The sequence below is a fragment of the Hujiaoplasma nucleasis genome (assembly GCF_013745115.1).
Taxonomy (GTDB): Bacteria; Bacillota_I; Bacilli_A; order Izemoplasmatales; family Hujiaoplasmataceae; genus Hujiaoplasma; species Hujiaoplasma nucleasis.
On sequence record NZ_CP051151.1, the window covers coordinates 678,809 to 704,687 of the forward strand.

The 25,879-nt window shown below is 31.2% G+C and carries 19 protein-coding genes and 1 riboswitch; of the genes, 1 reads left to right on the plus strand and 18 read right to left on the minus strand.

The window, feature by feature from the left end; translation table 11 throughout:
* Positions 1–2: 2 nt before the first annotated feature.
* The 13 genes from HF295_RS03070 to HF295_RS03130 all read right to left on the minus strand — a co-directional run bounded on the left by HF295_RS03070 (position 3) and on the right by HF295_RS03130 (position 20,082).
* The gene (locus HF295_RS03070) at positions 3–8,546 is read right to left on the minus strand and encodes an InlB B-repeat-containing protein (protein ID WP_312032385.1); all 8,544 of its coding nucleotides are present in this window, start codon (positions 8,544–8,546) and stop codon (positions 3–5) included.
* A gap of 214 nt (positions 8,547–8,760) precedes the next feature.
* The gene (locus tag HF295_RS03075) at positions 8,761–10,164 is read right to left on the minus strand and encodes a putative bifunctional diguanylate cyclase/phosphodiesterase (protein WP_312032386.1); all 1,404 of its coding nucleotides are present in this window, start codon (positions 10,162–10,164) and stop codon (positions 8,761–8,763) included.
* Entirely contained in the window at positions 10,165–10,389 is a 225-nt protein-coding gene (locus HF295_RS03080; RefSeq protein WP_312032387.1) for a hypothetical protein, read from the minus strand.
* A gap of 105 nt (positions 10,390–10,494) precedes the next feature.
* Entirely contained in the window at positions 10,495–11,571 is a 1,077-nt protein-coding gene (gene buk / locus HF295_RS03085) for a butyrate kinase (RefSeq protein WP_376739673.1), read from the minus strand.
* Positions 11,540–12,454 (minus strand): bifunctional enoyl-CoA hydratase/phosphate acetyltransferase, encoded by a 915-nt coding sequence (locus tag HF295_RS03090; protein ID WP_312032389.1) that lies wholly within the window; start codon positions 12,452–12,454, stop codon positions 11,540–11,542. The genes buk and HF295_RS03090 overlap by 32 nt, the downstream gene beginning before the upstream one ends.
* Complete coding sequence (locus tag HF295_RS03095) at positions 12,447–13,004, minus strand: 2-oxoacid:ferredoxin oxidoreductase subunit gamma family protein (protein ID WP_312032390.1); 558 nt, start codon at positions 13,002–13,004, stop codon at positions 12,447–12,449. The genes HF295_RS03090 and HF295_RS03095 overlap by 8 nt, the downstream gene beginning before the upstream one ends.
* A complete protein-coding gene (locus HF295_RS03100; RefSeq protein ID WP_312032391.1) occupies positions 12,994–13,755 on the minus strand; it encodes a thiamine pyrophosphate-dependent enzyme in 762 nt (253 codons plus the stop codon). The genes HF295_RS03095 and HF295_RS03100 overlap by 11 nt, the downstream gene beginning before the upstream one ends.
* Position 13,756: 1 nt before the next feature.
* Positions 13,757–14,827 (minus strand): 3-methyl-2-oxobutanoate dehydrogenase subunit VorB, encoded by a 1,071-nt coding sequence (locus tag HF295_RS03105; RefSeq protein ID WP_312032392.1) that lies wholly within the window; start codon positions 14,825–14,827, stop codon positions 13,757–13,759.
* Entirely contained in the window at positions 14,827–15,045 is a 219-nt protein-coding gene (locus tag HF295_RS03110; RefSeq protein ID WP_312032393.1) for a 4Fe-4S dicluster domain-containing protein, read from the minus strand. The genes HF295_RS03105 and HF295_RS03110 overlap by 1 nt, the downstream gene beginning before the upstream one ends.
* Before the next feature lie 11 nt (positions 15,046–15,056).
* Complete coding sequence (locus HF295_RS03115) at positions 15,057–15,755, minus strand: hypothetical protein (protein ID WP_312032394.1); 699 nt, start codon at positions 15,753–15,755, stop codon at positions 15,057–15,059.
* Between the two features lie 190 nt (positions 15,756–15,945).
* On the minus strand, positions 15,946–16,950 hold the full coding sequence (locus HF295_RS03120; RefSeq protein WP_312032395.1) for an NAD(P)H-dependent glycerol-3-phosphate dehydrogenase: 1,005 nt from the start codon (positions 16,948–16,950) through the stop codon (positions 15,946–15,948).
* Positions 16,951–17,081: 131 nt separating this feature from the next.
* Positions 17,082–18,995, minus strand: a complete 1,914-nt coding sequence (locus HF295_RS03125) for an endonuclease (protein WP_312032396.1) — start codon at positions 18,993–18,995, stop codon at positions 17,082–17,084.
* 67 nt (positions 18,996–19,062) lie between these two features.
* A complete protein-coding gene (locus tag HF295_RS03130; RefSeq protein WP_312032397.1) occupies positions 19,063–20,082 on the minus strand; it encodes a DUF2804 domain-containing protein in 1,020 nt (339 codons plus the stop codon).
* A 101-nt stretch (positions 20,083–20,183) separates the two neighbouring features.
* On the opposite strand from HF295_RS03130, the gene HF295_RS03135 reads away from it, so the two are divergent.
* Positions 20,184–20,822 carry a GNAT family N-acetyltransferase gene (locus HF295_RS03135; RefSeq protein ID WP_312032398.1) on the plus strand — a complete coding sequence of 213 codons (639 nt, stop codon included), beginning with the start codon at positions 20,184–20,186 and terminating at the stop codon, positions 20,820–20,822.
* Here HF295_RS03135 and HF295_RS03140 read toward each other — a convergent pair.
* The 5 genes from HF295_RS03140 to pruA form a co-directional block, all read right to left on the minus strand.
* The gene (locus tag HF295_RS03140) at positions 20,819–21,484 is read right to left on the minus strand and encodes an SOS response-associated peptidase (RefSeq protein WP_312032399.1); all 666 of its coding nucleotides are present in this window, start codon (positions 21,482–21,484) and stop codon (positions 20,819–20,821) included. The two genes, HF295_RS03135 and HF295_RS03140, sit on opposite strands and share 4 nt — an antisense overlap.
* 86 nt (positions 21,485–21,570) lie before the next feature.
* Entirely contained in the window at positions 21,571–22,959 is a 1,389-nt protein-coding gene (locus tag HF295_RS03145) for an NCS2 family permease (RefSeq protein WP_312032400.1), read from the minus strand.
* 69 nt (positions 22,960–23,028) lie between these two features.
* Positions 23,029–23,128, minus strand: a riboswitch (purine riboswitch).
* 41 nt (positions 23,129–23,169) lie between these two features.
* The gene (locus tag HF295_RS03150; protein ID WP_312032401.1) at positions 23,170–23,763 is read right to left on the minus strand and encodes a nitroreductase family protein; all 594 of its coding nucleotides are present in this window, start codon (positions 23,761–23,763) and stop codon (positions 23,170–23,172) included.
* A gap of 7 nt (positions 23,764–23,770) precedes the next feature.
* Positions 23,771–24,208 carry an OsmC family protein gene (locus HF295_RS03155; protein ID WP_312032402.1) on the minus strand — a complete coding sequence of 146 codons (438 nt, stop codon included), beginning with the start codon at positions 24,206–24,208 and terminating at the stop codon, positions 23,771–23,773.
* Between the two features lie 96 nt (positions 24,209–24,304).
* The gene (gene pruA, locus HF295_RS03160) at positions 24,305–25,861 is read right to left on the minus strand and encodes an L-glutamate gamma-semialdehyde dehydrogenase (RefSeq protein WP_312032403.1); all 1,557 of its coding nucleotides are present in this window, start codon (positions 25,859–25,861) and stop codon (positions 24,305–24,307) included.
* Positions 25,862–25,879: the final 18 nt, after the last annotated feature.

Sequence of the window (25,879 nt, forward strand, 5' to 3'; positions counted from 1 at the left end):
TATTAAACCGGAATTGTATCATATTCATCTAATATCATATACCAAGCAATTGGACCATAATCATTATCAATGCCAATTAGATAAGCAGAAATAAGAAGTTCTTGACCATCTAATGCTTGTAATTCACTATGGAGTACAAGGTCATTCTCAACAAGCATGGTTATTTCATATGGGTCAATATTTATTGGAGGAATCAATCTATCTAAAGTAAGTGTATAGACAGGTGTTTCAGTACTTTGATTCCATTCAATATAAGCTTGTATTGAAACATAATCACTATATTGACTAAAATCATTCAATGAGAAATCTAATAAATCTGCAGTGGTCATGACTTGAATTGTATGTGACACAGTTTGAGAGCTTGCGATTACATTGGTTATACTTGGACTATATATGATCGGAATAAGTCCATTAGACATATAAACACGTTCACCAATCACAATCACTTCATCACCTAGATTTAAAGTTATATTTGAAAAATCATAAATGTAAACTGGCTCTAATAATACTACAATTTCATCGATACCATCATGAAGAATTATGACTCCTTCATTTTCATTCATAGCTACGATAACACCTTGAATTTTATATACGGTATTATTTTCTCCATACAACACATCTGTAATAGAAGTCAATGGTCTTGGTTTAATGTCGATGGTAATCGTAAATGTTTCACTCAAATATAAGTCGTTGATAGGATCATATGACGTTAAAGTCAGATCTAAAAGCAAGATAGTGTTTGTACTTATATCATTGATTACTAGGTTATTGAAATCTATTAAGCCAGTATCATTTTCATTAGTTAATGCAAAGTCAAGAGTAAGATATGGATGGAATGTATATTCTAAAGGAATATATTGGCTAATTGCATCACCAGCAAATACTTCAATAGTACCTAAACTTTGTATATATTCTTTGATTAAGGTAATTTCTTCTTGGCTTGTATATTCTTTGATTCTTACTGAATTATAGCCAAGAACATCCATTAAATAGAACTCTCCTCGTAATACTTCTAAAGGCATAACTACATCTACATAAATATACTCATTGTAAACTTCTTGAAGATAATCTATATATTCCCAACCTTCTTGTAGCATATTCAAGTAAACTAAATAATCTCCATCTCTTAAAATATAATAACCTAGATATTTGTCATATGAAACTTGTCCATATATAGTTAATATATTTTGATTGATTGGATTTAATGTAAAATCATTTAAATATATTTCTTCTAAAGTCATTGGAAGACTTTCTAAGGTAATTGAATTTGTCATGCCATCTGATACCACTTGGATATTATAAGTATAATCTGCTATACCATCTATCACTGATTTTTGACCAATAATTGTCACTTGATCTCCCTTATAGAAAGTATTATAGATAATACCACAATAGAGATAAACTGTATCTTCTATAATCAAATAATGTTTATTGAAATCAGAATGTAATATGGTTGCTTGTAAAGCAATTTCTTGAGTTGAAGGTGTAGGATCAAATAAATCTTCTAAGCTTCCTAATGTGAATCCATTTAGGTAATAAACTAGATCAAATGTATCTTGATATGAACCGACAATTAAATGAACTCTAACGACAATTTCAATATTTTCAGGAGCGTGTAAAGTTGTAAAATGATCATCATAGATATTGATATAATCTAATCCAGTGATTGGTTCAAATGTAATAGTAACTGGATATTTATTTAACAAGTAATAAGTTGGGCTTGGATAAGAAACATAATCAAAGGCATTACGTAAAGGATTATATTGATTCAAAGAGTAAATCATTGAATCTTCAATCATTTGTGCTATTTCTGCTTCTGTATAATCTCCTAAGATAATCTCTTCTTCACTTGTGTATTGATCCATATTAAACAAAACAGTTGGAAGACCAACATCATCAAGACCATATGTCATAACAATCATCACCACATTTAGACCTACATAATTTCTAAGTTGTGACCAACTAGGTCCTTCATTATAAATACGAATGATTTGATCTCCATATCTTAAATAGAAATAATCACCATAATCAGTAGTTTCAGCTTCTAAAATACCACTCACTCTTAAGACTTGCCCTACATAAGTAGAATTTGTAACATCCATTGAATATATATCAGCGATGGTTGAATCTGAAATTGTTAATGTTGGTTTTGTATCAGCTCCTGTTACTTTTATTGTTTGACCCGTAAAGATTCCTTGTGAATTAACAATTGAAGCTGTTCCACTAATTTCAACAATATTACCAACATATCCATAATAATAAGCTGTATCACTTTGATATAGACTCATTGGTAACCAAACAAGAACTATACCACTAGCATCACTAATGAGTAAGGCATATCCTTCATCCATATATACTGAAGCTAATACTTGACCTTGGATAGTTTGTTCAGTTAAATCATCATAGACTATATCTAAAATATCAGTGTAAGTTACTTCTTCATCAGGTAAAATATCAATAGTAAATGTAAAAGTATATGAATCTTCACCAATATTCAAATCAACTTGAATATCAACGCTTGTTAATACATCAACTGACTCAATAAATTGATTGTATCCAGGAGTAAAATCGAAAAGACCTAAAGTATCATTTAAAGGAGTATAAGTAAGATCAACATCATCAAAGAAGAATGTTGCCTCACCAAAATCCATAGCTTGATTATTATAAATAGAGATTTGATATTGATCTAAAATGAAGGCTTCAATATAATCAAACTTTTCTTGATTACTTAAATTAACCGGAACAATATCACCAGGTTCTCCTGTAAAATCAATAGTCCAGAACCTACCACTAAAAGTAGAATAATAACGATTACTTTGACTTACGTATCCTTTAATAGTAACCATTTGATTATTATATTGACTGATTTCATAAAGCACTTGATCATAAGGTACATTTAAAACAATGATTTGATCATAACTATAGAGATAAGCAATATTATTATAAACTTCTACTTTTCCTGTTATTTCAATGTAGATATATTTATCTAATTCACTAGGATAATCATAGGCTAGTAATTCATCCGTGGTCATAGGATTATCTGGTAAGACAACAGGATTATTTCTAGAAATAATCTCTTGAACTAAATCGATATTATAAAGACCTTGCATATATAAACCGTTATAATACATAGTCATAGAACCATATAATAAAACATAATCACCCTTATATGCATTCAAATTAGAACCTTCAACCTTAATCATTTGCCCTAAATCATTCATAATGTAAATATATTCAGGACTATAAAATACAACTAATCCTTCTACAAAGGCTTCTGAATAAGATTCTAAATCAGAAAACTCATCTACAGTAATAGCATTTAACTGTGATGTATAATGAATAGTTTCATTAATATCCCCAGCTGTAACTGTAATTGTAATAGCAAAGATTTGGTCACTCATACTATATGTAAAATAGTTTATATCAAAATCATAGTAAGCAAAATTAGGATCATCAAATGACCAAGAAATTTCAGCACCAATCACAGGGTGATAAGCAGGGATATCTATAGTTTCAAAAACTTGGAAAGTTTTACCATCATAATAATGATGGAACATATCTACTAAAATATCAACCCGTTCTTGATCAGTGTATTCAGGAATTCTTAAGTCATTACGGATACCTTCATAATAGAACATTAAGCTACCATCAAAGTCACGGTAGATAAAACCACGAATAATCACTTCTAAACCTATATAATCAAATACTTTTTCAAAAGCACCATGACTCATCATCATTAATGGTATTTGATTATTTTCAGTTACAATATAAACCCCATAATCTATTTCACTTAATTGATCTAATAATTGTCCTCTAATTTCTATATATTGACCATATATATGTAAATTATCAAGATTTAAAGCTAATAAATCAGCATCTGTATAAACACTCGGTGAAAGCATTAAATCATTGCCTTTAGAAATAATCTTTTTAACCACCAAATCACCATCAAAGAAATCTAGATAAGTCATTTGATAATCTCTATCATTTCTTACAGCTAATCTAGCATAATCACCAACTTCTAAATAAGGAATATTGTAAGCGTATAAATAACCGCTATCATCTTTTAGTAACATATCCATTTCTGATTTAGAAATAACAATAGCATCAATTAAGAAGACTGAACCAGTCATGTCATCAATCACTTCAGAAATCAAAGCTATATCCATAGGCATCAAAGTCACCATTAAAGTAAATGTATAAGCTTGGTCATTGATTGTCAATGCAACTTCAAATGGAATCTCAACTTGACTATCTGTATTTTTAAACTGTTGATTAACTGAATCAAAGTAATCTTCATATCCTAAGGCAGGTTCATATGAAATGTATTGTCCAAAATATGGCAAGTCTTGAATCATTAAAGTATCACCAGAGAAGAATACTAAGTTGAAATTAGATTCAATACTTGATTTAATCAATAAAGCTTTTTCTTCTATACTTAAGGCTAATACAGAATATGATAACATAGAAGCTATAGGCTCATCACCAAAAACATCAAAAACAAAGTCTAAAGAAATTTGATTTCCTATATTATTTAAGAAATCTAATTCTGTTAAAGTATCAATCGTATCGTAATTAATCATGATACTTGTCAAAGATATAGGATCAAATACATAATAATTTGAATCTATTGTTAATAATATACCCTCAATAGAGAAAGTTTCGTACATATTATCAATAGATAAATATTGTAATTCAGACATAGGAATCGGAGTTATGGTTGGTAATGGTTGATCTGTGCCTATAAGGCCAATATTCAACACATAATCAATCACAGGAATACCATTATAGAAATTAAGCAATCCAAGAACATTGATTTGATCTCCTACATTATATGGACTATGATCAACATCAATTGCTAAATAACCAGTATCATCAAAAATAAGTAGGCCAGTGACGCCAGTCTTCATTTTTCCATATATGACACCTGTTACTTGAATTACAGTACCTGCAGGTTGATGAGTTTGATAGAAGATTGAACTTTGATCTGTCTCATCTATCCACCTTGCATAAAGAATAATATCTTCAGCTGGCATATATGACCAAGAAAAACTAATATTATAAGCAGCGTCCACATACCATCCTGCAAATGAATAACCTTCTTTAGTTGGTTCAGTAGGTTCAGTAATAACATCTTGATAATAATAAGTATCTGCTAGTAAAGAACTTCCACCAACACTATCATAAGTTATGGTATAACTTATCATTGACCAGCCACCATAAAGTACTACATCATTATCTGGATAAGTTGTCCACTCAACTTCTGTGGTTAATTCAGGTTCTAAATACCAACCTGTAAATGTTCGTCCAGTTAATGAAGGCGTTGGTAAAGTTAAAGAATCACCACTAAAACCTAACATCAAAGGAACATCATAATCATCTATATCATATTCAACTGTTACTTTTTTACTCAACCATTTTGCATAAAGAATGATATTTTCAGCTTCAATATGGTCAAATTCATATGGAATACTTAAATCCATATCTTCATACCAACCACCAAAAACAAGACCTTCTTTACTAGGATCTTCTGGTTGGTTAATGATACTTCCATAATCAGCTAGAATATCATCGACTAATGAACCACCATTTTCTTCAAAAGTAATTGAATATTGATTAACCTGCCACTTAGCATATAAAACTAAATTATTAGCAGGCATTAAAGTTTGGGTAAATGCTTGTTCAAGTGCTTCATCTTCATACCAAGCTAAGAAAGTATACCCTTCTTTTGTCGGTGGGTTAGGTAAAACAATAGTTGCTTGATAATTTAATAAGATTTCTTTGATATTATTTCCACCATTTTCTTCAAAGAAAATAGAATATTGATTTATTTGCCATTTAGCATAAAGAATTAAATCTTGAGCCGGCATATTAATATCACCAAACTCAATGTTAAAATCACTATCTTCATACCAACCCATAAACGAATAACCTTCTTTAACAGGGTCATCTGGCATTGGGATAGAAGCATCATAATCTAAAGTCAAATCACTAAGTAAAGAGCCACCATTTTCTTCAAAAGTAATGGAATATTGATTGATTTGCCACTTACCATAAAGATTAAAATCTTGAGCAGGCATTTGTGTTAAAGCGAAGACTTGAGTAAAGTCTTGGTCTGAATACCATGCTTGGAAAGTATATCCAGTTTTAATTGGATTAGCAGGCAGCATAATAACTTCATTATAATCAAAAACAAGTTCATCAATAAGCAATCCGTCCATATCTATGAGTGATACAGTATATTGATTAATTTGCCATTTAGCATATAAAGTGATATTTTCTGCAGGCATATAATTATCAGAAAACTCAATGTTAAAATCACTATCTTCATACCAACCCACAAAACTATATCCTTCTTTGATAGGATTAGCAGGAAGAGAAATAGAATCTTCATAGAAATAAGTTAAATCATTGATTGAAGAACCACCATTCTCTTCAAAAGAAATGTTGTATTGAATAGGCGTCCATTTGGCATATAAAGATATATCTCCCATAGGCATTTGACTTCCAGTAAATGCCACAGTCAATAATTCATCTTCATACCAACCAGCAAATGTAAAACCTACCTTTTCAGGCTGGTACAAATCTAATATAGACTCATAATCTACCAATTCTTGCCTAATTAAACCATTAGAAGCACCAGGTATATCTATTTGATAAGGACTGGTATAATGATTAAAGTTTCCTGCCCCAAAGTGGCCAGTACCATTGGCACCCAATCCATATAATTGATTGTTTGAATCCATCATAAAAGTCGTATCTTTTACAAAGAGATACTTAACAACATCAAGATTTATATGACTAGTCATTTCTGTAATTTCGTTTATAGATGAAATTTCATTTCCTAAAGCAAACTGATTATTTGCATTATAACCAAGTACATATATTTTAGAATAAGCTGTAAAAATTATGGTATTGTTATGATGAACAATAATATCAATAATTTTATCGCCTTCATCTAAGCCTAGTAAATCTGTAATATCAGTTGGTGTATATAATGGAAATGATTGATCAACACCAAACTTACCAATACCATCATGGCCAGTAACCATTAATCTACCTTTTTCTGTTAAGAAATAAGAAGTATATTGTCCAGCTTCTATCTTTATAATAGAATCTTCACTTTCTGTGAAAGTTAGATGGCTATTCAGCAAGGTTGGATTTGTCACGTTCATAATTCCAGAACTTTCCAAACCTAATTGCCCATTATAAGCCCACCCAAAGCCAAAAATTCTACCAAAATTGGTCATTACTAAAGTATGAACATTACCAAATTGAACATCGATAACAGCTTCATCTCCTAATAAGTTTAATCTTGGAGTCAAATCATAAGGCGTGTATTGGTGTTCTTGGCTAGCATTTCCAACTTGATAATAAGAGTTATATCCCCAGATAAAAACTCTACCATTTGAAGTTATAGCCGCCGAATTATAATAATCACCATCAATCCATAAAATAACTTCATCTTCAGCTAAAGCAAATTGACTTGTAATATCTATTGGTGTAAATTGGTTAACATTGTTGCCAACACCTAAGGATCCATATGAATTCTGCCCCCAAGCGAAAATCCTATTTTCACTGGTCATAGCAAATAACTGCAAGTAACCACTGATCGATAAGATGACTTCATCTTCATGTAGTGGGAAATAATCATTAATAGCTTGAAAATTAACCCATTGATAATTATTAGTATCTAAATAAGTATTACCACTGGCATAGATAGTAAAATCATCCATGAAAATAAATGAAGTATAAGCAGTATTATAGAAATCAACCATAAATGAATCAACTTCATCAAAATATGAAATTTGATATTGATTTGGCATCCACTTAGCATATAAAATAATGCCATTTAAAGGCATGGTAGAGAATGCATATAAATTGGATAATTCTACATCACTATACCAACCAGAAAAACTATATCCAGGTCTCTCTGGATGATTAGGTTCAATCAATGGCTCATTGTATAAATCTACAATATCTGGAACTAAAGAACCGCCATTTTCTTCAAAGACAATGGTATATTGATTTGGTGTATATTTAGCATAAATAGTAACTTCATCAGCTAATTCATCAGAAAACACAAATTCATTTTCAAAATTCAATGAATCATACCACTCAACAAAAGTATAGCCATCTTTACTTGGAACAGGCAAAATCACATTTTGACTGTTTTCAGGAAATACCAAAATATTGTTTTCAAGACTACCACCTTGAGCATCTAAATTTATAGTAATTTCCCTTAACAAGGTAGTAGGAACTTCTGTCGTTGGTTCCTCGGTTGTTGGTGCTTCAGTTGTTGGTTCTTCAGTTGTAGGTTCTTCTGTAGGAGACAGAGTTGTTGGAACTTCCGTAGGCAGTAAAGTCGTTTCCTCTTCACTAGGAAGTTCTGTTGTAGGTATCTCAGTTATTAAATCACTTGTTTCTTCATCACTGGTGATACCTGTTGGAAAAGTCATATCACTTGGTACAGTTAATCCTTGATCGCATGCTGTGAGAGTAAGAAAAATCATTAATGATAGAAAAATAAATAAAGTTTTCTTCATATTTTCCCTCCCTTATATTTTAATTATATAATTGATTTAAAATAATGGTATTATTTTTTTCGAAAAAACTAAAAAATATATGGTAAATACCCCTTTATAAAGACTAAACTGACAAAATAGAGTGATTTTTTCTACTCTAACATATATTTTATAAGAATTCAGAATGTTTATAAAAAAAAGACGCCATTGAGCGTCTTTAAAGAGTATTAGCTTTTTAAACCTTAGATTCTTTAATAAAATTTTTATACCAATCTAGAATTTGATCTTCATTCATAGGTCTAGCTATATAAAAACCTTGAATATAATCAATACCTAATTTTTTAGCTTCTTCAAACATTTCTAATGTTTCTACACCTTCAGCCACAACTTTTAAATTGAATTGATGAGCCAATTTAACAGTAGCTTGAATGATTTGTTTTATTGATTCTTTATCAACTATATGAGATACAAAGTGACGATCAATCTTTAAGAAATCTGTCCTAAATTGACTTAGGTAAGTTAAAGAAGAATAGCCTTTACCAAAATCATCAATGGCAATTTTAATGCCTGCATCCTTAATAGATTGAATGGTTTTCTTAGAATGTTTTTTTTCTTCTAGTAAGACTGTTTCAGTAATCTCAAAAATCAATAAATCAGTATGTGCTTTTTCTTCTTCAATAATTTTTATAACCCTATCAAAAAAACCAGGATTTTTAATATTCTTAATAGAAAGATTAATTGAAATATAAAACTTAAAACCTTTTTCATATAGCAAATTTTGAGTTTGAATGGTTTTTCTAATAACCCATTCAGTCATAGGGTGTATTAACTGAGTTGATTCAACCAAAGGAATAAAATCATTAGGCATAATCAAACCATAATCAGGACTATTCCAACGGATTAAAGCTTCTAAACCAATTAATTTATTAGATTGGGCATCAATAACCGGTTGATACATTAAAAATGTTTGGTCCTCTTTTAAGGCATTAGGAAATAGACCTAATAAATTAAATTCATATTTTCTAGTTAATAAATCATTATCAAAAATAACATAAGGTAAATTATTTGCTTTAGCATAGCCAGCAAGTCTATCTGTATCTCTAAAGGGAATAAGCGTTTTACAATCTTTAAATTTCTTAGTTTCACTCACACCAATAGAATAATCTACATATATCTTTACTTGTTCTATTTCGATTTGATTAGTTAAACCTTCAACGATTTTTTTACCATCTGAATCTAAATTTTCTAACTTAAAAACAATCCAAAATTTATCCGAATCGACTTGAATAACAACAGACTGATCAGGAAGACGATTATCAATATAATCATGCATAGCTTTCATGGCTTGAATATATAAATCTGTCCCTAAGACTTCAGAGATTCTATTCTTATTATTAATTAATACAGTCGCTATAACGACCTGACCTTGTATATGTTCATCATCTAAAGAAATTAAATAATTAATATTTTCAATACCAGTATCTGGTTGATGTAAATACAAAACATCATTTTCTTTAATGATCTTTTTATATTTTTCAACAAAATACCCACTTAAACCACCAATAGCCATAAATATTATTAAACGGTAAAACCAATTAATGAATTCTTGAGGCTCTCCAGTTTCAACCACCAAAGGCATTTAAGGACCTAAAAGAATACCACCAATGAAACCAGCGATCAAACCACATTTAAGGCCAAAAAATATCCCAGCCAAAAGGATAGAAATATACATGGTATGAGAGAAAACATACTTGATACCACCTGTGTAATATACAAAAAGGTATATGAGTGGAAATGATAATATCAGTATTGCTAGTACAATATACTTATGATACTTACTTATAAAATCTTTAAATTTTTCCATAGCCTTCCTCTCAGTGAAATACTTCAATATAAATTCATTATACAATAGAATCAAAATAAATAACAATAAATTAGCGAAAAATAAAAAAAAGCACTTAAAAAGTGCTTAATATACTTGGGACTTCTCTTGTTTTAGCATTACACGCATAGCGCCTTCCGCTAAAGATCTCATTTCATCTTCACCTGGATAGACTTTAATAGGCATGATTGGGTTGATATGATCTTTTAAATATTTTATGAAATAATCACTATAAGCTATACCACCAGTAATCAATATTCCATCAATCTCGCCCTTAGCAGCAAAATACAAAGATCCAATTTCTTTCACTACATTATAAGCCATGGCATCATAATGCAATTTAGCTTCTTGATCACCAGCATTAATTCTTTCTTCAACCACTCTAGCGTCATTGGTCCCTAAATAGGATACCAAACCCCCTTGTCCAACCAAGAGTTTCTTAACTTCTTCTTTCGTATATTCACCAGAGAAACAAAGGTCTACCAATGGATAAGTAGGGATTGTTCCTGTTCTCTCAGGAGAAAAAGGACCATCTCCACCTAGGGCATTATTGCAGTCTATGACTCGACCTTTTTTATGTAAGCCTACAGAGATACCTCCACCTAAGTGAGTGACAATAAGATTTAAATCTTTATATTCTTTTTTAATATCTTTAGCAAATTGCATGGCAATAGCTTTTTGATTTAAAGCATGAAATACAGAACGTCTTTCAATTAATTTTTGACCAGAAATTCTAGAAATATCTTCAAATTCATCGATACATACAGGATTAACAATATAAGCAGGTCGATTAAATTCTTTAGCGAAACCATCAGCTAAAATAGCACCTAAATTAGATGCATGATATCCATACTCACCTGATCTTAAATCCCTTAACATTTCTTTATTGACTAGGTAAGTTCCACCATTTTTAAGAGGCTTCATCATACCACCACGTCCAACAAAAACGTCAAAGTCTTTTAATTCGTAATCATGTTCCTTAATAAAGTCTATAATAACATTTCTTCTGAAATCAGCTTGATCGATGATTGATTTAAAGACTTTTAACTCTTCAACGTCATGTCTTAAGGTTTGTTCTTTCACTAGTTTACTATTGTAATAAACTGCGACTTTAGTTGACGTTGAACCTGGGTTAATCGCTAAAATTAGATAATCCATTTGCATTCACCACCGCTAAAATAATTGAATTTAATTTTGCTTCTGCTGTATCAGCTCTTGATGTTAATACAATAGGTACTTTTGCTCCTAAAATAATTCCAGCAGATTTCCCACCTGCCAAAAACATACATGTTTTATAAAAGATATTACCACCATCTAAGTTAGGGAAAATCATAATATCACAATCTCCAGCGACCTCAGATTCAATACCTTTTTGTTTCACTGATTCATCAGATACTAGATTATCAATAGCAAAAGGACCATCAATCAAGAAATCAATGTCTTTATCTTTGTAATAATTGACAATTTCTTGAGCGTGAAGGGTTGATTCAATTTTTGAATTCACTTTTTCAACAGCTGAAACTAAACCAACTTTTGGTTCTTTATAGCCTAAGGTTCTTGCTAATTCAACAGCTGCTTCAATAATCTCTATTTTTTGTTCAACATTAGGATTAATATTCATAGCCCCATCTGTCGCAAAAATAACCTTAGGGTAAGTTGGTAAAGACACAACCCCAACATGAGATAATAAATGTGCTTTCTTAATTCCAGTATCAGAATTAACAACTTCTTTTAAAATCAACTTAGTATCAATTAAACCCTTCATAACGATGTCGCATTGTCCTTGATTCACTAAATTCATAGCAATTAAACTTGCCTTAGAAGGATCCATCTCATGAATAATTTGATAAGGTTTTTGTAAATGATACTTACTAATAAGCTTTTCTATTTCTACTTGGTCACCGATTAGAACTGGTTCAATAAAACCTTGTTTAGAGGCTCCATATACAGCTTCAATCACATGATCATCATGTGCAAAGACAACCGCCATTTTCTTGCGGTTGACTTTTTCAGCCAGTTTTGCTAATTCAGCAACTGACTTAAGCATACTTGATACCTAGACCTTTCACAAAGTCTTTTCCTTTTTGTATTGCTTGCATATTCACATCTAATAAGTGAGCTTTTCTCTCGCCTAAGAATTTTTTAATAATCGCTTCAATGGTCTTATCTGTAAAAATATGAGTTAACTCTAAATAAGCTCCCATCATCACCATATTAGCAACTTTCTCGTTTCCTAACTCAACAGCGATTTCATTCACAGGAACACCTACTGCTATACAGCCTTCTTCTTTAACTTCATCTTGGATGAGTGAAGCGTTGTATAAAATCAAACCATTATTAGCAACATTTTCTCTAAATTTCTCTAATGATGGCAAGTTAAAAGCAACCAAATGATCAGCATTTTTAAAAGTAGGTGAATTGATTTGTTTATCAGAAACAATCACAGAACAGTTGGCCGTACCACCTCTTGTTTCAGGACCATATGATGGAAACCATAAACCATTGATATCATCATAAGTTGCTGAATAAGCTAAGATTTGACCAAACATCATGACACCTTGGCCACCAAAACCGGCCACTTTAACATTATGATTCATGGTTAGCCCCCTTATCTTTAAAGACACCCAATGGGAAAACAGGAATCATTTCTTTTTCTAACCATTTTAAAGCGTCTACTGGTTTCATACCCCAGTTAACTGGGCAAGTTGAAACAACTTCAATCATGGTAAATCCACGTTTTTCTTTTTGATATTGGAAAGCTTTTTTAATCGCTTTTTTAGCTTTTAAATAATTTTTTGGATCATGAACAGAAACTCTTTCTAAATAAGCAACACCATCTATAGTAGAAAACATTTCTGAAATTTTAATTGGATTACCTGTCCAGGCAGTATCTCTACCGTCTTGAGATGTCGTTGTTTTTTGTCCAGGTAATGATGTTGGAGCCATTTGTCCACCAGTCATTCCATAAATAGCATTATTAACAAAAATAACAGTAATATTTTCGCCTCTATTGGCAGCATGAATTGTTTCAGCAATACCAATTGAAGCTAAATCTCCATCACCTTGATAAGTAAATACAATATTATCTGGTAATACTCTTTTAATACCTGTTGCTTCAGCGCATGCTCTACCATGAGGAGCTTGTTGAGCATCACAGTTAAAGAATTGATATGAGAATACTGAACATCCAACAGATGCTATAGCAATAGCCTTATCTAAAATATCTAAATCAACCAAAGCTTCAGCAACTAACTTATGAATAATACCATGAGTACATCCAGGGCAATAACTTAATGGCTTATCTGTTAAACCTTTAGTTTTTTCATATTTTACAATTGTTTCAGCCATCTTATTTCACCACTCTTTCCTTAAAGTTCTTAATAGCATCCACGATTTCTTCAGGATCTGGTAACATACCACCACTTCTACCAAAGAAACCAACTTTATGTCTACCATTATTAGCAATTAAGACATCATCTAACATTTGTCCCATAGATAATTCAGCACATAAAATACCCTTTGTATTTTTAGGAATTTCATCAAAAGCTTGGTCAGGGAAAGGTAATATACTAATTGGACGAATCATACCAACTTTTATACCTTCTTTATTTAACATTTCAATGGCTGAGCGACAAATTCTTGCCATGGTTCCATAAGCAACAATAACATACTCAGGATCATCAAAATTAACCATTTCATATCTAGTTTCATTTTTCTTAATTAAAGCATATTTTTCTTGTAAATGAATGTTATGTTGTTCTAAAGCAACTGGATCAATTTGTAATGAATTAGCAACATTTCTTCTTCCAGGATGATTGGCTGTACCATTGGTAGCCCAATCTTTTTCAGGTAAGAATCTTTCTTTTACAGGTCTATCAAAATCAACTGATTCCATCATTTGACCAATCAAACCGTCAACTAAAACCATGACTGGATTACGATAGTAATCAGCAATATCAAATGATTCTTTAATAGTATCTACCATTTCTTGGATAGTTTCAGGTGCATAAACAATTAAAGAATAATCACCATTACCACCACCTCTTGTTGCTTGATAATAGTCACCTTGTGAAGGCTGGATACCACCTAAACCAGGACCACCACGCATAACAGATACAATCAAACAAGGTAATTCTGCAGCAGCAATATAAGAAATCCCTTCTTGTTTTAAAGCGATTCCAGGAGAAGATGAACTTGTCATAACTCTTTTACCAGCACCTGCTGCTCCATAAACCATATTAATTGCCGAAACTTCAGATTCGGCTTGTAAAAATACTTTTCCGTTTGCTAATAAATGTTTTGATAAATATTCGGGAACTTCATTTTGAGGGGTAATTGGATAACCATAAAAAGCATCACATCCACCTTTAATAGCTGCTAAAGCAATTGCCTCGTTCCCTTTCATTAATACTTTCCCCATTATTTCATCACCTCTACCTTAATCACTGAATCTGGACACATCATTGCGCAAAAAGCACATCCAATACATTTGTCAGGTTCCGATACACTAACAATGTTGTAGCCTGAGTTATTCAATGTTTTTTTGTCTTGGTAAAGGATCTTTTGCGGACAATATTCAACACATAATCCACAACCTTTACATTTGTCATATTCAAAATATGTAACTCCTTTTGGCATATCTCTTCCTCCTAAAACCAATTTTTTCTAAAATATAATTTTATTTTCAATGTTTCATTCGAAACATGTAAATCATCATCATTTAGTTCATCCCAATAACTTGTATATACGATAGGTATATTCATTTTTTCAGATACTTTTTCAAGAATTTTCTGACCCTCTATGACATCATCAATTTGTGTATCTTTTAATAAATTAGAATTATTTATTAAACCCGTAACTTGATATCCAGAAGTCCCTTGAATTCGATTGATTAATTGAATAATCTTATCTTCATGATCAGTTTCCATTCTAAAAATATTCACAACGATAAATAAATCACTGTCAATATCCTTGTAATCATCAAATTGTCGCATTAATTTTGCCCCTTGATCATTACCTCCTAAGTCATAAATAACCCTTTTATCTTCATTGTATAAAGGATTATAAACCTTTTTAGAAATATAAGGCATATCTAAATGCATTTTAGAATCTACATCACTTGAAATAGTCTCTATCCCTTGTTCTCTAAGAAAATCTTCCATTTCTCTAGTTCTAAAATAGGGATTAATTATATCTAAATCTACAATCGTATTTACTTTTTTTTGTATGGCTAAATTTAAAGCAACTTCAGTCTTTCCTGAACCATAATAGCCTGTAATAAAGGTAACTCTTTTCATTAAATACCAATCAAAATATGTCTTTGATTGACTCCTTTCTAAGGTAAACATAAATAAAGTTTTTCCAAAATTGGAAAACGCTTACAAAAAGATTATATCATTTTTAAAGATAAATGCCAACATCATATTCAAGAAATTCCCAAGAAATTTCCATAAATTTTCTTGAACATTAAATGTTAAAAAACCATGTTCACTAAATAAAAGAAAAACGGCTACTTATCTAATAAATAACCGTTAAAAATTAATGCTCACTCTTTAATTCTCTTGCCATTAAATTCTTAATAACCACTCTAGGTTCTATTTCATTGAATAAGACATCGTAAACTGCATCGATTATGGGTGTTTCGATTCCCAATTTTTTTGATAAATGATAAGCAGTTTTACAAGTTTTCACCCCTTCAACCACCATCGTCATCTTTGATAATGATGTTTTTAAATCATCACCTTCACCAATCAGTAAACCGGCTGAATAATTACGACTAAATTTAGACATACAAGTAACGATTAAATCACCAACACCAACCAAACCATTTAAGGTTTCTTCAAGCCCACCTAATAATACAGTAATACGTTTCATTTCTAGTAAGCCTCTAGTAATTAAGGCTGATTTAGCATTTATACCATAACCTAAACCATCCAACATACCTGAAGCTATAGCGTAAATATTCTTTAATGAACCACCAAGTTCTGCGCCGATTAAATCGCAAGAAGTATATACCCTAAAATATGATTCATTAGAAAATATTTCTTGAACCAATTTTGCATGTTCTAAATTCTCACTAGCAGCCACAATTGAAGTTAAATTTCTTACAATAACTTCTTCAGCATGGCTTGGTCCTGTTAAAGAAACAAAACCTTCTATATATTGACCAGGAATCTCATCATTAACAATTTCTGATACCCGATCATTGGTATTTAACTCTAAACCTTTAGCGACATTAACAAATAATTTCTTATCTTTAATAATTTTCTTTATATTAGATAAGACAATCCTAGTTACTGAAGTTGGAACAGCCAACACAATCAGTGAGCTAAAATTTAGGGCTTCTTCTAAAGATCTTGTTGCTTTAATTTCTTTAGATAAAAGATTGTCCCCTAATTTTGATTTATTTGTGTGGAATTGATTTATCTCATCCACAGTGGCTTGATCATTATCATAAACTAAAACCTCTTTATGATTATCAACCAATAAATTAGCGAGCGCAGATCCCCAAGAACCTCCACCCATAACAGCAATCTTCTCCATACGTCTCTCCTTTGCTTTATTAACTTGTCATTAATATTATATCAATAATAAAATATTATACAATAAGAAAAAAGACACCTAAAACAAAATCAATTGTTTTAGATGTCTAAATCAATAATATAAATAATATATTATCCCCAAATTTCTTCAACTAAATGAGGATAATCGATAAAAGGATTTCTATTCTTTTGGTAAGAATAAATTACTTCATTTCTATTTCTTTCAAAATCATCAACTGGATCTATTTGATGCCAATCTAGTAAAATACTCATTTGTCCTAATATTCCAGATTCAATATCTAAATCTAAATACATGGTCGCCATATAAAATAAAATTCTAGCAACATCACCTTTCACATCATCATGTGGTTCGTAAACACCTGAACCAGTCATATAACCAAAAGGCAAATTACCTCTTCTTGAATTTTCAGCAACATCTGAAGGTTTTAAATTATGCATATCAGCTTTTTGTCCAGATGTATGCAACTTAGATTGTGGCCAAGTATGTTCTCTATTCCAATTTGGATAGTTCCATTGGCCTTGAACTGATTCTCTTGTATAAACCAATATAACATTATTAGGATTATTAGGATCTCTATCTGATTCTTCTAAAACCCATTTAGCATCATCATATGATAACTGTTTAAAGCCTTCATTTAAAATCGAGTTTAATTCATATAACAAATCATCACCGCTTAAACCAATAACTGACTCATAATAAGCCATATCAATGGTTGATGAACCCTCTGCTTTTACTATGATATTAATCGATTTTATGATTGGTTCTTCATCATTTAAGCTAACAGATATCATGATACTTCCTAGTTGATCACCTTCAGTTTCACTAGGTTTTGTAACATAAATAATAGATCCATTAAAACTTACGAAATTTGCTACATCTCCACTGACACTTATAATTGTATAAGTAGACCCATAATAACCAATACCAAAATCAAAATCATTAAAAAGCGTTTTCTCACTATCTAATAAGTCAGCATCTGCTTGTAAAGCAAGCGAATCATCTGGTATATAGACTTGTATATGAGATTCCGATCCTTGGAAAGCATATCTTGGGACATCATCACCTTCAGCATAATAAAGTAAATCTAAGGTAATAATTTCACCTTCATAAGCTTCAATAGCAGAAATAGAATGAGATAAAGACTTATAGTATATCTCAGCTATTTTAGTATTACCACTATATAAAAATGTTGTATTATAAGATCCTTCAATTCTAACTTCACCCGTTAAAGTATATAAGTGACCTGGTTCTAAAGAAGTAGAACCATGAACATAATCATTGACTTCTTGTTGGATATCTTGTTCATAGGCATTAATTTCAACAAGCGTATGGTTATCACCTATTTGCTTTACTTGTCTATAAGTTGTTAACTCACCATCAATAACAACACGATCACCTAATTCAACTTCAGGTGTTGTATTGGTAAATATAAATAAATTATAAGTATCATCTTGTATATAATAACCATTTTGAGTCATAAAATATACAACACCACTTACTTCTAACATGGTTCCATCATTCATAGAATGAACATCTATCAAGTCAACATAAGCATCATAATATGAGTCGTCTGTTGTTGGTTCTTCAGTCGGCTCTTCTGTTGTTGGTTCCTCAGTAGTAGGAATCTCAGTAGTCGGCTCTTCTGTTGTAGGTTCCTCTGTTGGAACTTCAGTTGTTGGTTCCTCAGTAGTAGGAATCGCAGTAGTCGGCTCTTCTGTTGTAGGTTCCTCTGTTGGAACTTCAGTCGTTGGTTCTTCAGTAGGAATATCAGTGTTTGGAACTTCAGTAGTAGGTTCCTCTATTGTCGGTGCTTCAGTTGTTGGTTCCTCTGTTGTAGGTGCTTCAGTTGGAATTTCATTCGTAGGTTCCTCAGTAGTCACCTCAGTCGTTGGGTATTCTGTAATTACTTCACTTGTTTCTTCGTTTGATGTTTGTGGTTCTTCAGTCGTTATAAGATCCGAACAGCTTATAAAAGCCATCATAGAAAAAATAAAGACCATCATAATTTGTAATTTTTTTATCATTGTGTGTCCTCCAAAAATATAGTCAGTACATCTATTATAGTACACTGACTTTTTTTTGCAAGAAAAATTAATAATGATTTGTGATTGCTTCTGCAAAACCTAATAAATTATTGATTTCCAACTTACTTCCATCATCTAAAACCACATAGCCGTTAAATAAGCCAAAGACTTGATGACCCTTATTTTTAATTATGATTAAATTACTTTTATCTTGCCGATCGATCAAAGGTTTCATTTCCAACTCAAAGCGCTGATCATTGGAAGTAAAATACCAAGTGTCCATATAATTATCAGGATTAAATTCAAATCGTACCAAGTCTAACTTATGTGCTTTTCCATCATAAAACAACATATTTTCTGTTGCTTTAGAAGTATCTCCAAAACCATATCCAATATTAAAACCAAATCGCTTTCCCTTGATAACACCTGAAGCACTTCCCCAATACCAAGTATTTTTATAGGTCCAAACACCACGACCCCAATCCAAGACCCCATAATCACGATCACTTCTAAACTCATAATGTTTGCCTTGGATATAAGCATCCCCAACTGCAGGCATACAGTTAATCTTTTGATTATAGTAAAAAGCCTTTCTATTTTCCTTCCAAGGCGTCGCAATGGTCATATGATCATCTTCTTTTTTCTTTAAAACAATATCTAATCTTAAGTTTTGTCTTTTATAAAAACGATTGACCTCAACAATTAAACGTCTTTCACCATTATCATTCAAAAATTTTAATAGAAAACCTTTTTTATTAAATATTAAGTCACCATCTTCGATAGAACGTGGTAATTTCAATTTACCAAACGGAAAAAAGACTTTCTTAGATTTATTGATTTGAGTTTTTGCTTCAAAATCAAAAAAATTCACTGAAATCAAACCCAAATATCCTAAATCAGCGATGGTAAAAGAAAAACCATAATTTTTAGATAAAACAGCATAATAATCCCATTCTTTTATCCGCCATTTACTGGCTAAAATCATTTCAGGATTATATTCAAAGATTTCTTTAGTTGAATATCCAGGTTCTGATAACCTTCCAAATTTATCTAACAAAGGTTGTTTATTTTTAACTAAATGACTCATTATTTTTCCTCCAAAGAATAAAAATTGTTTTAGTTTAATTATTTTATTTTTATGATATAATATTTAAGGCTTTCATATTAAATAGAAAAGGAGTGAACAAAATGGATCCATGGATGATTGAAACCATCGGTTATACCGCATCAATTTTAATATTAATATCATTGATTATGTCTTCTACTAAGAAATTAAGATGGATAAATTTATTTGGTTCTTTGACATTTGTTTTTTATGCACTTTATTCACAAGCATATCCAGTCGCTGTACTAAACTTATTTACAGCAATCGCTAATGTCTATTATCTATATAAAATATATTCAAACCAAGCGTATTTTAATATCTTAAAAATTCAAAAGAACAATGAATATATTGATTATTTTCTAGAACATAACCGCCAAGACTTAAATCAGTTTTATCCAAAATTAGATATTGATTTTAGGACAGCTGAATATAGTTTTTATATCTTAAGAGATATCATGCCAGTTGGAGTCTTTGTAGCAAATCAATATGACAAAGATACTTTAAAAGTAGACTTAGATTATGTGATTCCTTCTTACAGAGATTTTAAAGCAGGAAAATATATCTATGAAAAAAACAAAGATATATTCTTAAGCAGGGGTTATCAAAAATTAATTACTTTTTCAGATAATGACAAACACGATAAATACTTAGTAAAAATGGGCTTTAAGATAATCGATGAATCAGATGATGCAAGAACTTATCTTTTAAATTTAAACGACTAATTCGTAGTCGTTTTTTTTATTAAATCAACTGAATCATTTTGAAAAGAATTGACTGCCTTACTGACTGGATATAAAAGCATAGATTCTTTAGGGTATGGCTCTAATAGACTTTTTATTTCATCCATACTTAAGTCATTAGATATATAGGTTTTAGCTTTTTCTATATCCAGAATCACAGGCATCCTATGATGGTGGTCTTTGATTAATTCATTGGCTTCAGTAGTTAAAATTGTTAAACCAAAGAGTTTTTTACCATCAACCATGAAATGATCATAAATACCCGCATAAAAATATAGACTTTCATCTTTCTTTAATATTCTATAGGGTTGTTTGCTGAGCTTATCCCACTCATAAAAACCATCAGATACAACCAAACACCTTTGGTCTTTAAAAGCTTTTTTAAAGGAATTTAATTGATCTACCGTTTCACTTCTTGCATTAATGACTTGCTTGTATTTATTTTGAAACTTCACCTTGTAATCCCATGGAATTAAACCAGCTCGATAAGAATTATTAACTTTTATGACAGCCAATATAGGCTGTCCTGGACTAACATTGTACCTAGGTAAGTCTATATCTTTTAAATCATGAATTTCAAAATGATCTTTTAAAAATGATTCAACAACTTCCTTATTTTTACTGATGGTAAAACGACCACACATACTATCACCTATAATTATTATACAATTAAATGTAAAAAAAAACATCCTTTTCAACCAATGAAAAGGATGTTTTGCTTATATGTAATCTAAAGAATAATCACAAAATAGATAAAGTAATTAATAACAAATAAAGCAGCTAGTATATAAATAGTTAAATTTAACTCTTTCTTTCTACCAGCAATTAACATCATCAATGTATAGAAAATAAATCCAAAAGCAATACCATCATGGATAGAATAAGCTAATAACATAATCATCACAGTGATGAAGGTTACTGGAACGATAACATGATCATTCCAATCTATTTCTTTTAATGAAGAAATCATTAAAGCACCAACATAAACTAAAGCTACTGCAGTTACAGGAGATAAGCCATTCACATCACCAACAAATCCAAAAGCTGGATAGATTAATAATGATAACAAGAATAAAACTCCAACCACTGTCGCTGATAAACCAGTTCTTGCGCCTTGTTTAATACCTGTAGAACTTTCAATAAATGAAGTAACTGTTGAAGTCCCAAAAATCGAACCAACAATAGTACCTGTTGCATCAGCAACTAAAGCTTTTTCACCATTGATTAACTCGCCATTAGCATCAAATAAATTAGCATCATGTCCTACAGCTACCAAAGTACCTGAAGTATCAAAGAAATCAATGAATAAGAAAGTAAAGATGACTGCATAAGCCATAGGTTTGCTTAATAAATCTGGTATTGAAGTTATGGCTTTACCAAAGACATCCCCCATATCAGAAATACTACCTGCATTTTCATTGGTAAGTCCAGGCATAACATCTGCTAAAGATGGGAAAATTAAACCTAATAAAACACCAACAAGACCAGTAATAACAATTGAAAGAATGATGGCAAAACTAGTGATTTTTTTATTGTAAGCCATAAAACCAAATCCTAATAAGATACCAAACAAAGCTAACAATACAGTTGGATGAGATAAATCACCTAAGGTAACAAATGTTACCCCATGGTCAACAATAATACCACCATTTTTTAAACCAATGAAGGCAATAAAGAAACCAATCCCCGCACCAATAGCCAACTTTAAATTCTTAGGAATTGCATTAATAACTGTTTTCCTTAAACCTGTTAAAGAAATAATTAAGAACAATACCCCAGAAATAAATGTCGCTGCCAATGCTTCATAAGCAGAAAAACCTAAGGTTAAGACCACTGTGTAAGTGAAGAATGCGTTCACACCCATTCCAGAAGCTAAAGCAATTGGATAATTAGCCAAAAGACCCATAAGAATCGAAGCAACACCAGCTGCGATTGCTGTTGCGGCAAATACTGAACCAAAAGTAAGACCTGTACCTGTACTTAAGATGCCTGCATTCACTGGTAAAATATACACCATTGCTAGAAAGATTGTTAATCCCCCTAATAACTCCTTAGTGATTGTAGAACCACGTTCTTCAATCTTGAAAAAACTGTTTAAACTTTTTTTAACCTTGTCCACGAAACCCTCCTATTATTTTTTTTAATTCAGGCCATACAAAAAGCCTTAGAAATATTTCTAAGGCTAATCATATCATTCATGAATAGCCGTAGTCTCGCCATTTACGGAGGCGAGGTAGAAACATTGAACCATATTATCAACTTATACGACCTAAATTATTAAGATGTTTTCATTATAAAAGAAAAGATTTAAAAAAACAAGGTTAAATTTCTATTTTTTTAATAGAAAACGTTTGTTTATTTCTATATGTGGTTTTTCACTTGCTAGTTCTTCTATGTGACCAAATGGCATTTGCGCTCTTAATTCCCAAGTTTCTGGAATATCAAAAGTCTTTTTAACAAAATCATCGATCAATTCATTATAATGTTGCAAAGAAGCGCCAATGTTTTTAGTTCTCAAGCCAACCCAAACATTAGATTGCAACATACCGTTTTGTTCAATTGACCATTTAGCAAAATTCTCACTATAGAGTGGAAATTTTTCCTGTAACTTTTTAGTAACACTTGTATCATCAAAGAATAAAATTGTTCCATAAGCTGCTTTGAAAGCATTTATTTTATTCTTAGTGTTTTCAAATTGTTCACCTTTCACAATACCCTTCATAATTTCAATCAATTGTTCCCACAACAAATCATGTTTTTCTTGTGTTAATAAGACGATTCTTTGACTTTCTGAATTAAAAGCCGATGGGGTATATTGTAAAATATCTTTTAAATAACTTGTTAATGCATCTTCAGTTATATCGATGTTTTTTGATAAGACATATTCTGAATGTCTTGATTTTAATGCTTGTAAAAAATCCATAGTTCTATTACTCCTTCACAATCCCTGTATTAACTAATTTTGATCCATTTTTCATGGTATCACTTACTGGACAATTTTCTTCGATAAATTTAGAGAACTCTTCTAATTCTTTTTCTGTATTATTGGCTTTAAAATGCATTTTATACCTTATTTCACTAAAACCTGTTCTCTCCCCATTTTGTTTCATTAAGGCTTCCATATTCATATCTCCCTCAATTTCAACAGAGAAATCTTCAAGTTCAATACCTTTTTGTTTTGCGAACATAAAGGCAACGATGGTTTGACAAGCACCCATGACACCTAAACTCGCTGACATAGGATTTACACCTTGATTGGTACCACCCATTTGTTCTGGTTCATCAAATATCATTTTAAATCCGGCTGCATTTACCTCAACTTGCATACCTTCTTTTAATTTTTTAGCATTTGCTTTAAATGTTTTCATAATGCCTCCTTTTGTACCTACATTATCTCATAAATTTATTTCGAATCCAAACTAAATGCTCAAAAAAATGACCAGTCATTTGACTGGTCAATATTATTAAAATTGTTCAGAAATAGTTTTTCCTTGCATATGTAAAATAATGTAGTCTGGTCCACCAGCTTTTGAATCTGTGCCTGACATATTAAAGCCACCAAAAGGTTGATAACCAACGATAGCACCTGTACATTTTCTATTTAAATATAAATTGCCTACATGGAAATCTTCTCTAGCTTTTTCTAAATGTTGTCGATTCCTTGAAATACAAGCTCCCGTTAAACCATATTCAGTATTATTGACTACCTCTAAACCTTCTTCAAAAGATTTAACTTTTGTTACTGCCAAGACTGGTCCAAAGATTTCTTCTTGCATGATTCTTGCTTGAGGATCTACATCCACAAAAACAGTCGGTTCAATAAAGTAACCTATTTCATTATTTGTTTGTCCACCAGTCAATAATTTACCCTCTTTTTTACCTATTTCTATATACTCTGAAATTTTGTTAAAGGCTAATATATCATTTACTGGACCCATTTTATTTTCAAATTTTTCAGAATTTCCAAGAATAATTTTCTCAGTTTTTTCTTTAATTAGTTCAACTACTTGATCATAGACATCTTCATGTATAATGGCTCTTGAACAAGCTGAACACTTTTGACCTGAGAAACCAAACGCTGAAGTTACAATAGCTTGAGCAGCCATATCAACATCAATATTGTTATCAACTAAAATAGCATCTTTCCCACCCATTTCAGCAATAACTCTTTTTAACCAAATTTGACCTTCTCTCACTTTGGCTGCATTTTCATAAATTTGAACGCCCACATCTCTAGATCCTGTAAAAGAGATAAATCTTGTTTTAGGATGTTTTACAATGAAGTCACCAGTTTCAGAACCCTTACCAGGTATAAAATTAATCACCCCTTTAGGTAAGCCAGCTTCTTCCATAATTTCAATATATTTATAAGCAATAACTTGGGTTGTTGAAGCAGGTTTTAACAATACAGTATTACCAGCAACGACTGCTGCAGAAGTCATACCAGTTAAAATCGCCATTGGGAAGTTCCAAGGCGTAATAATTGCGCCTACACCTAATGGAATATAACGATATTCATTTCTTTCTAAGTCTCTACGACTTAAAATTTTCCCATCAATATTAGTTAATTCTAACATTTGGCGTCCATAATATTCTAAGAAGTCAATAGCTTCAGCAGTATCAGCATCAGCTTCATTCCATGGCTTTCCAGCCTCTAAAGTCATTAAAGCAGAAATTTCATGTTTTCTTCTTCTTAAAATATTCGCAGCCTTAAATAAAACATCAGCCCTAACTCTAGGATCAACTTTCTTCCAAGTTTCAAAAGCTTTCAAAGCTGAATCCATAGCTTTTTTTGCTTCTTCCATACCAGCTTGAGCAATTTCACCAATCACTTCTTTATGATTTGATGGGTTTAAAGAACTGATGAAACGATCAGTAAAAATTCGTTCACCGTTAATAATTAATGGGTATTTTTTTCCTAAATATCCTCTAACAACCTTAAGTCCTTCTTCATATGCTTTTCTGTTTTCTTCGTTTTCAAAGTTCGTTAGTGGTTCTGTAATGTAACTATAAATTGCCATATAATTCTCCTCTCCTTC

Excerpts from the sequence above, each read along its gene's own strand:
- HF295_RS03070 (WP_312032385.1), bottom strand. The coding sequence starts at position 8,546 with ATGAAGAAAACTTTATTTATTTTTCTATCATTAATGATTTTTCTTACT.
- HF295_RS03075 (WP_312032386.1), bottom strand. The coding sequence starts at position 10,164 with ATGCCTTTGGTGGTTGAAACTGGAGAGCCTCAAGAATTCATTAATTGG.
- HF295_RS03080 (WP_312032387.1), bottom strand. The coding sequence starts at position 10,389 with ATGGAAAAATTTAAAGATTTTATAAGTAAGTATCATAAGTATATTGTA.
- buk (WP_376739673.1), bottom strand. The coding sequence starts at position 11,571 with ATGCAAATGGATTATCTAATTTTAGCGATTAACCCAGGTTCAACGTCA.
- HF295_RS03090 (WP_312032389.1), bottom strand. The coding sequence starts at position 12,454 with ATGCTTAAGTCAGTTGCTGAATTAGCAAAACTGGCTGAAAAAGTCAAC.
- HF295_RS03095 (WP_312032390.1), bottom strand. The coding sequence starts at position 13,004 with ATGAATCATAATGTTAAAGTGGCCGGTTTTGGTGGCCAAGGTGTCATG.
- HF295_RS03100 (WP_312032391.1), bottom strand. The coding sequence starts at position 13,755 with ATGGCTGAAACAATTGTAAAATATGAAAAAACTAAAGGTTTAACAGAT.
- HF295_RS03105 (WP_312032392.1), bottom strand. The coding sequence starts at position 14,827 with ATGGGGAAAGTATTAATGAAAGGGAACGAGGCAATTGCTTTAGCAGCT.
- HF295_RS03110 (WP_312032393.1), bottom strand. The coding sequence starts at position 15,045 with ATGCCAAAAGGAGTTACATATTTTGAATATGACAAATGTAAAGGTTGT.
- HF295_RS03115 (WP_312032394.1), bottom strand. The coding sequence starts at position 15,755 with ATGTTTACCTTAGAAAGGAGTCAATCAAAGACATATTTTGATTGGTAT.
- HF295_RS03120 (WP_312032395.1), bottom strand. The coding sequence starts at position 16,950 with ATGGAGAAGATTGCTGTTATGGGTGGAGGTTCTTGGGGATCTGCGCTC.
- HF295_RS03125 (WP_312032396.1), bottom strand. The coding sequence starts at position 18,995 with ATGATAAAAAAATTACAAATTATGATGGTCTTTATTTTTTCTATGATG.
- HF295_RS03130 (WP_312032397.1), bottom strand. The coding sequence starts at position 20,082 with ATGAGTCATTTAGTTAAAAATAAACAACCTTTGTTAGATAAATTTGGA.
- HF295_RS03135 (WP_312032398.1), top strand. The coding sequence starts at position 20,184 with ATGGATCCATGGATGATTGAAACCATCGGTTATACCGCATCAATTTTA.
- HF295_RS03140 (WP_312032399.1), bottom strand. The coding sequence starts at position 21,484 with ATGTGTGGTCGTTTTACCATCAGTAAAAATAAGGAAGTTGTTGAATCA.
- HF295_RS03150 (WP_312032401.1), bottom strand. The coding sequence starts at position 23,763 with ATGGATTTTTTACAAGCATTAAAATCAAGACATTCAGAATATGTCTTA.
- HF295_RS03155 (WP_312032402.1), bottom strand. The coding sequence starts at position 24,208 with ATGAAAACATTTAAAGCAAATGCTAAAAAATTAAAAGAAGGTATGCAA.
- pruA (WP_312032403.1), bottom strand. The coding sequence starts at position 25,861 with ATGGCAATTTATAGTTACATTACAGAACCACTAACGAACTTTGAAAAC.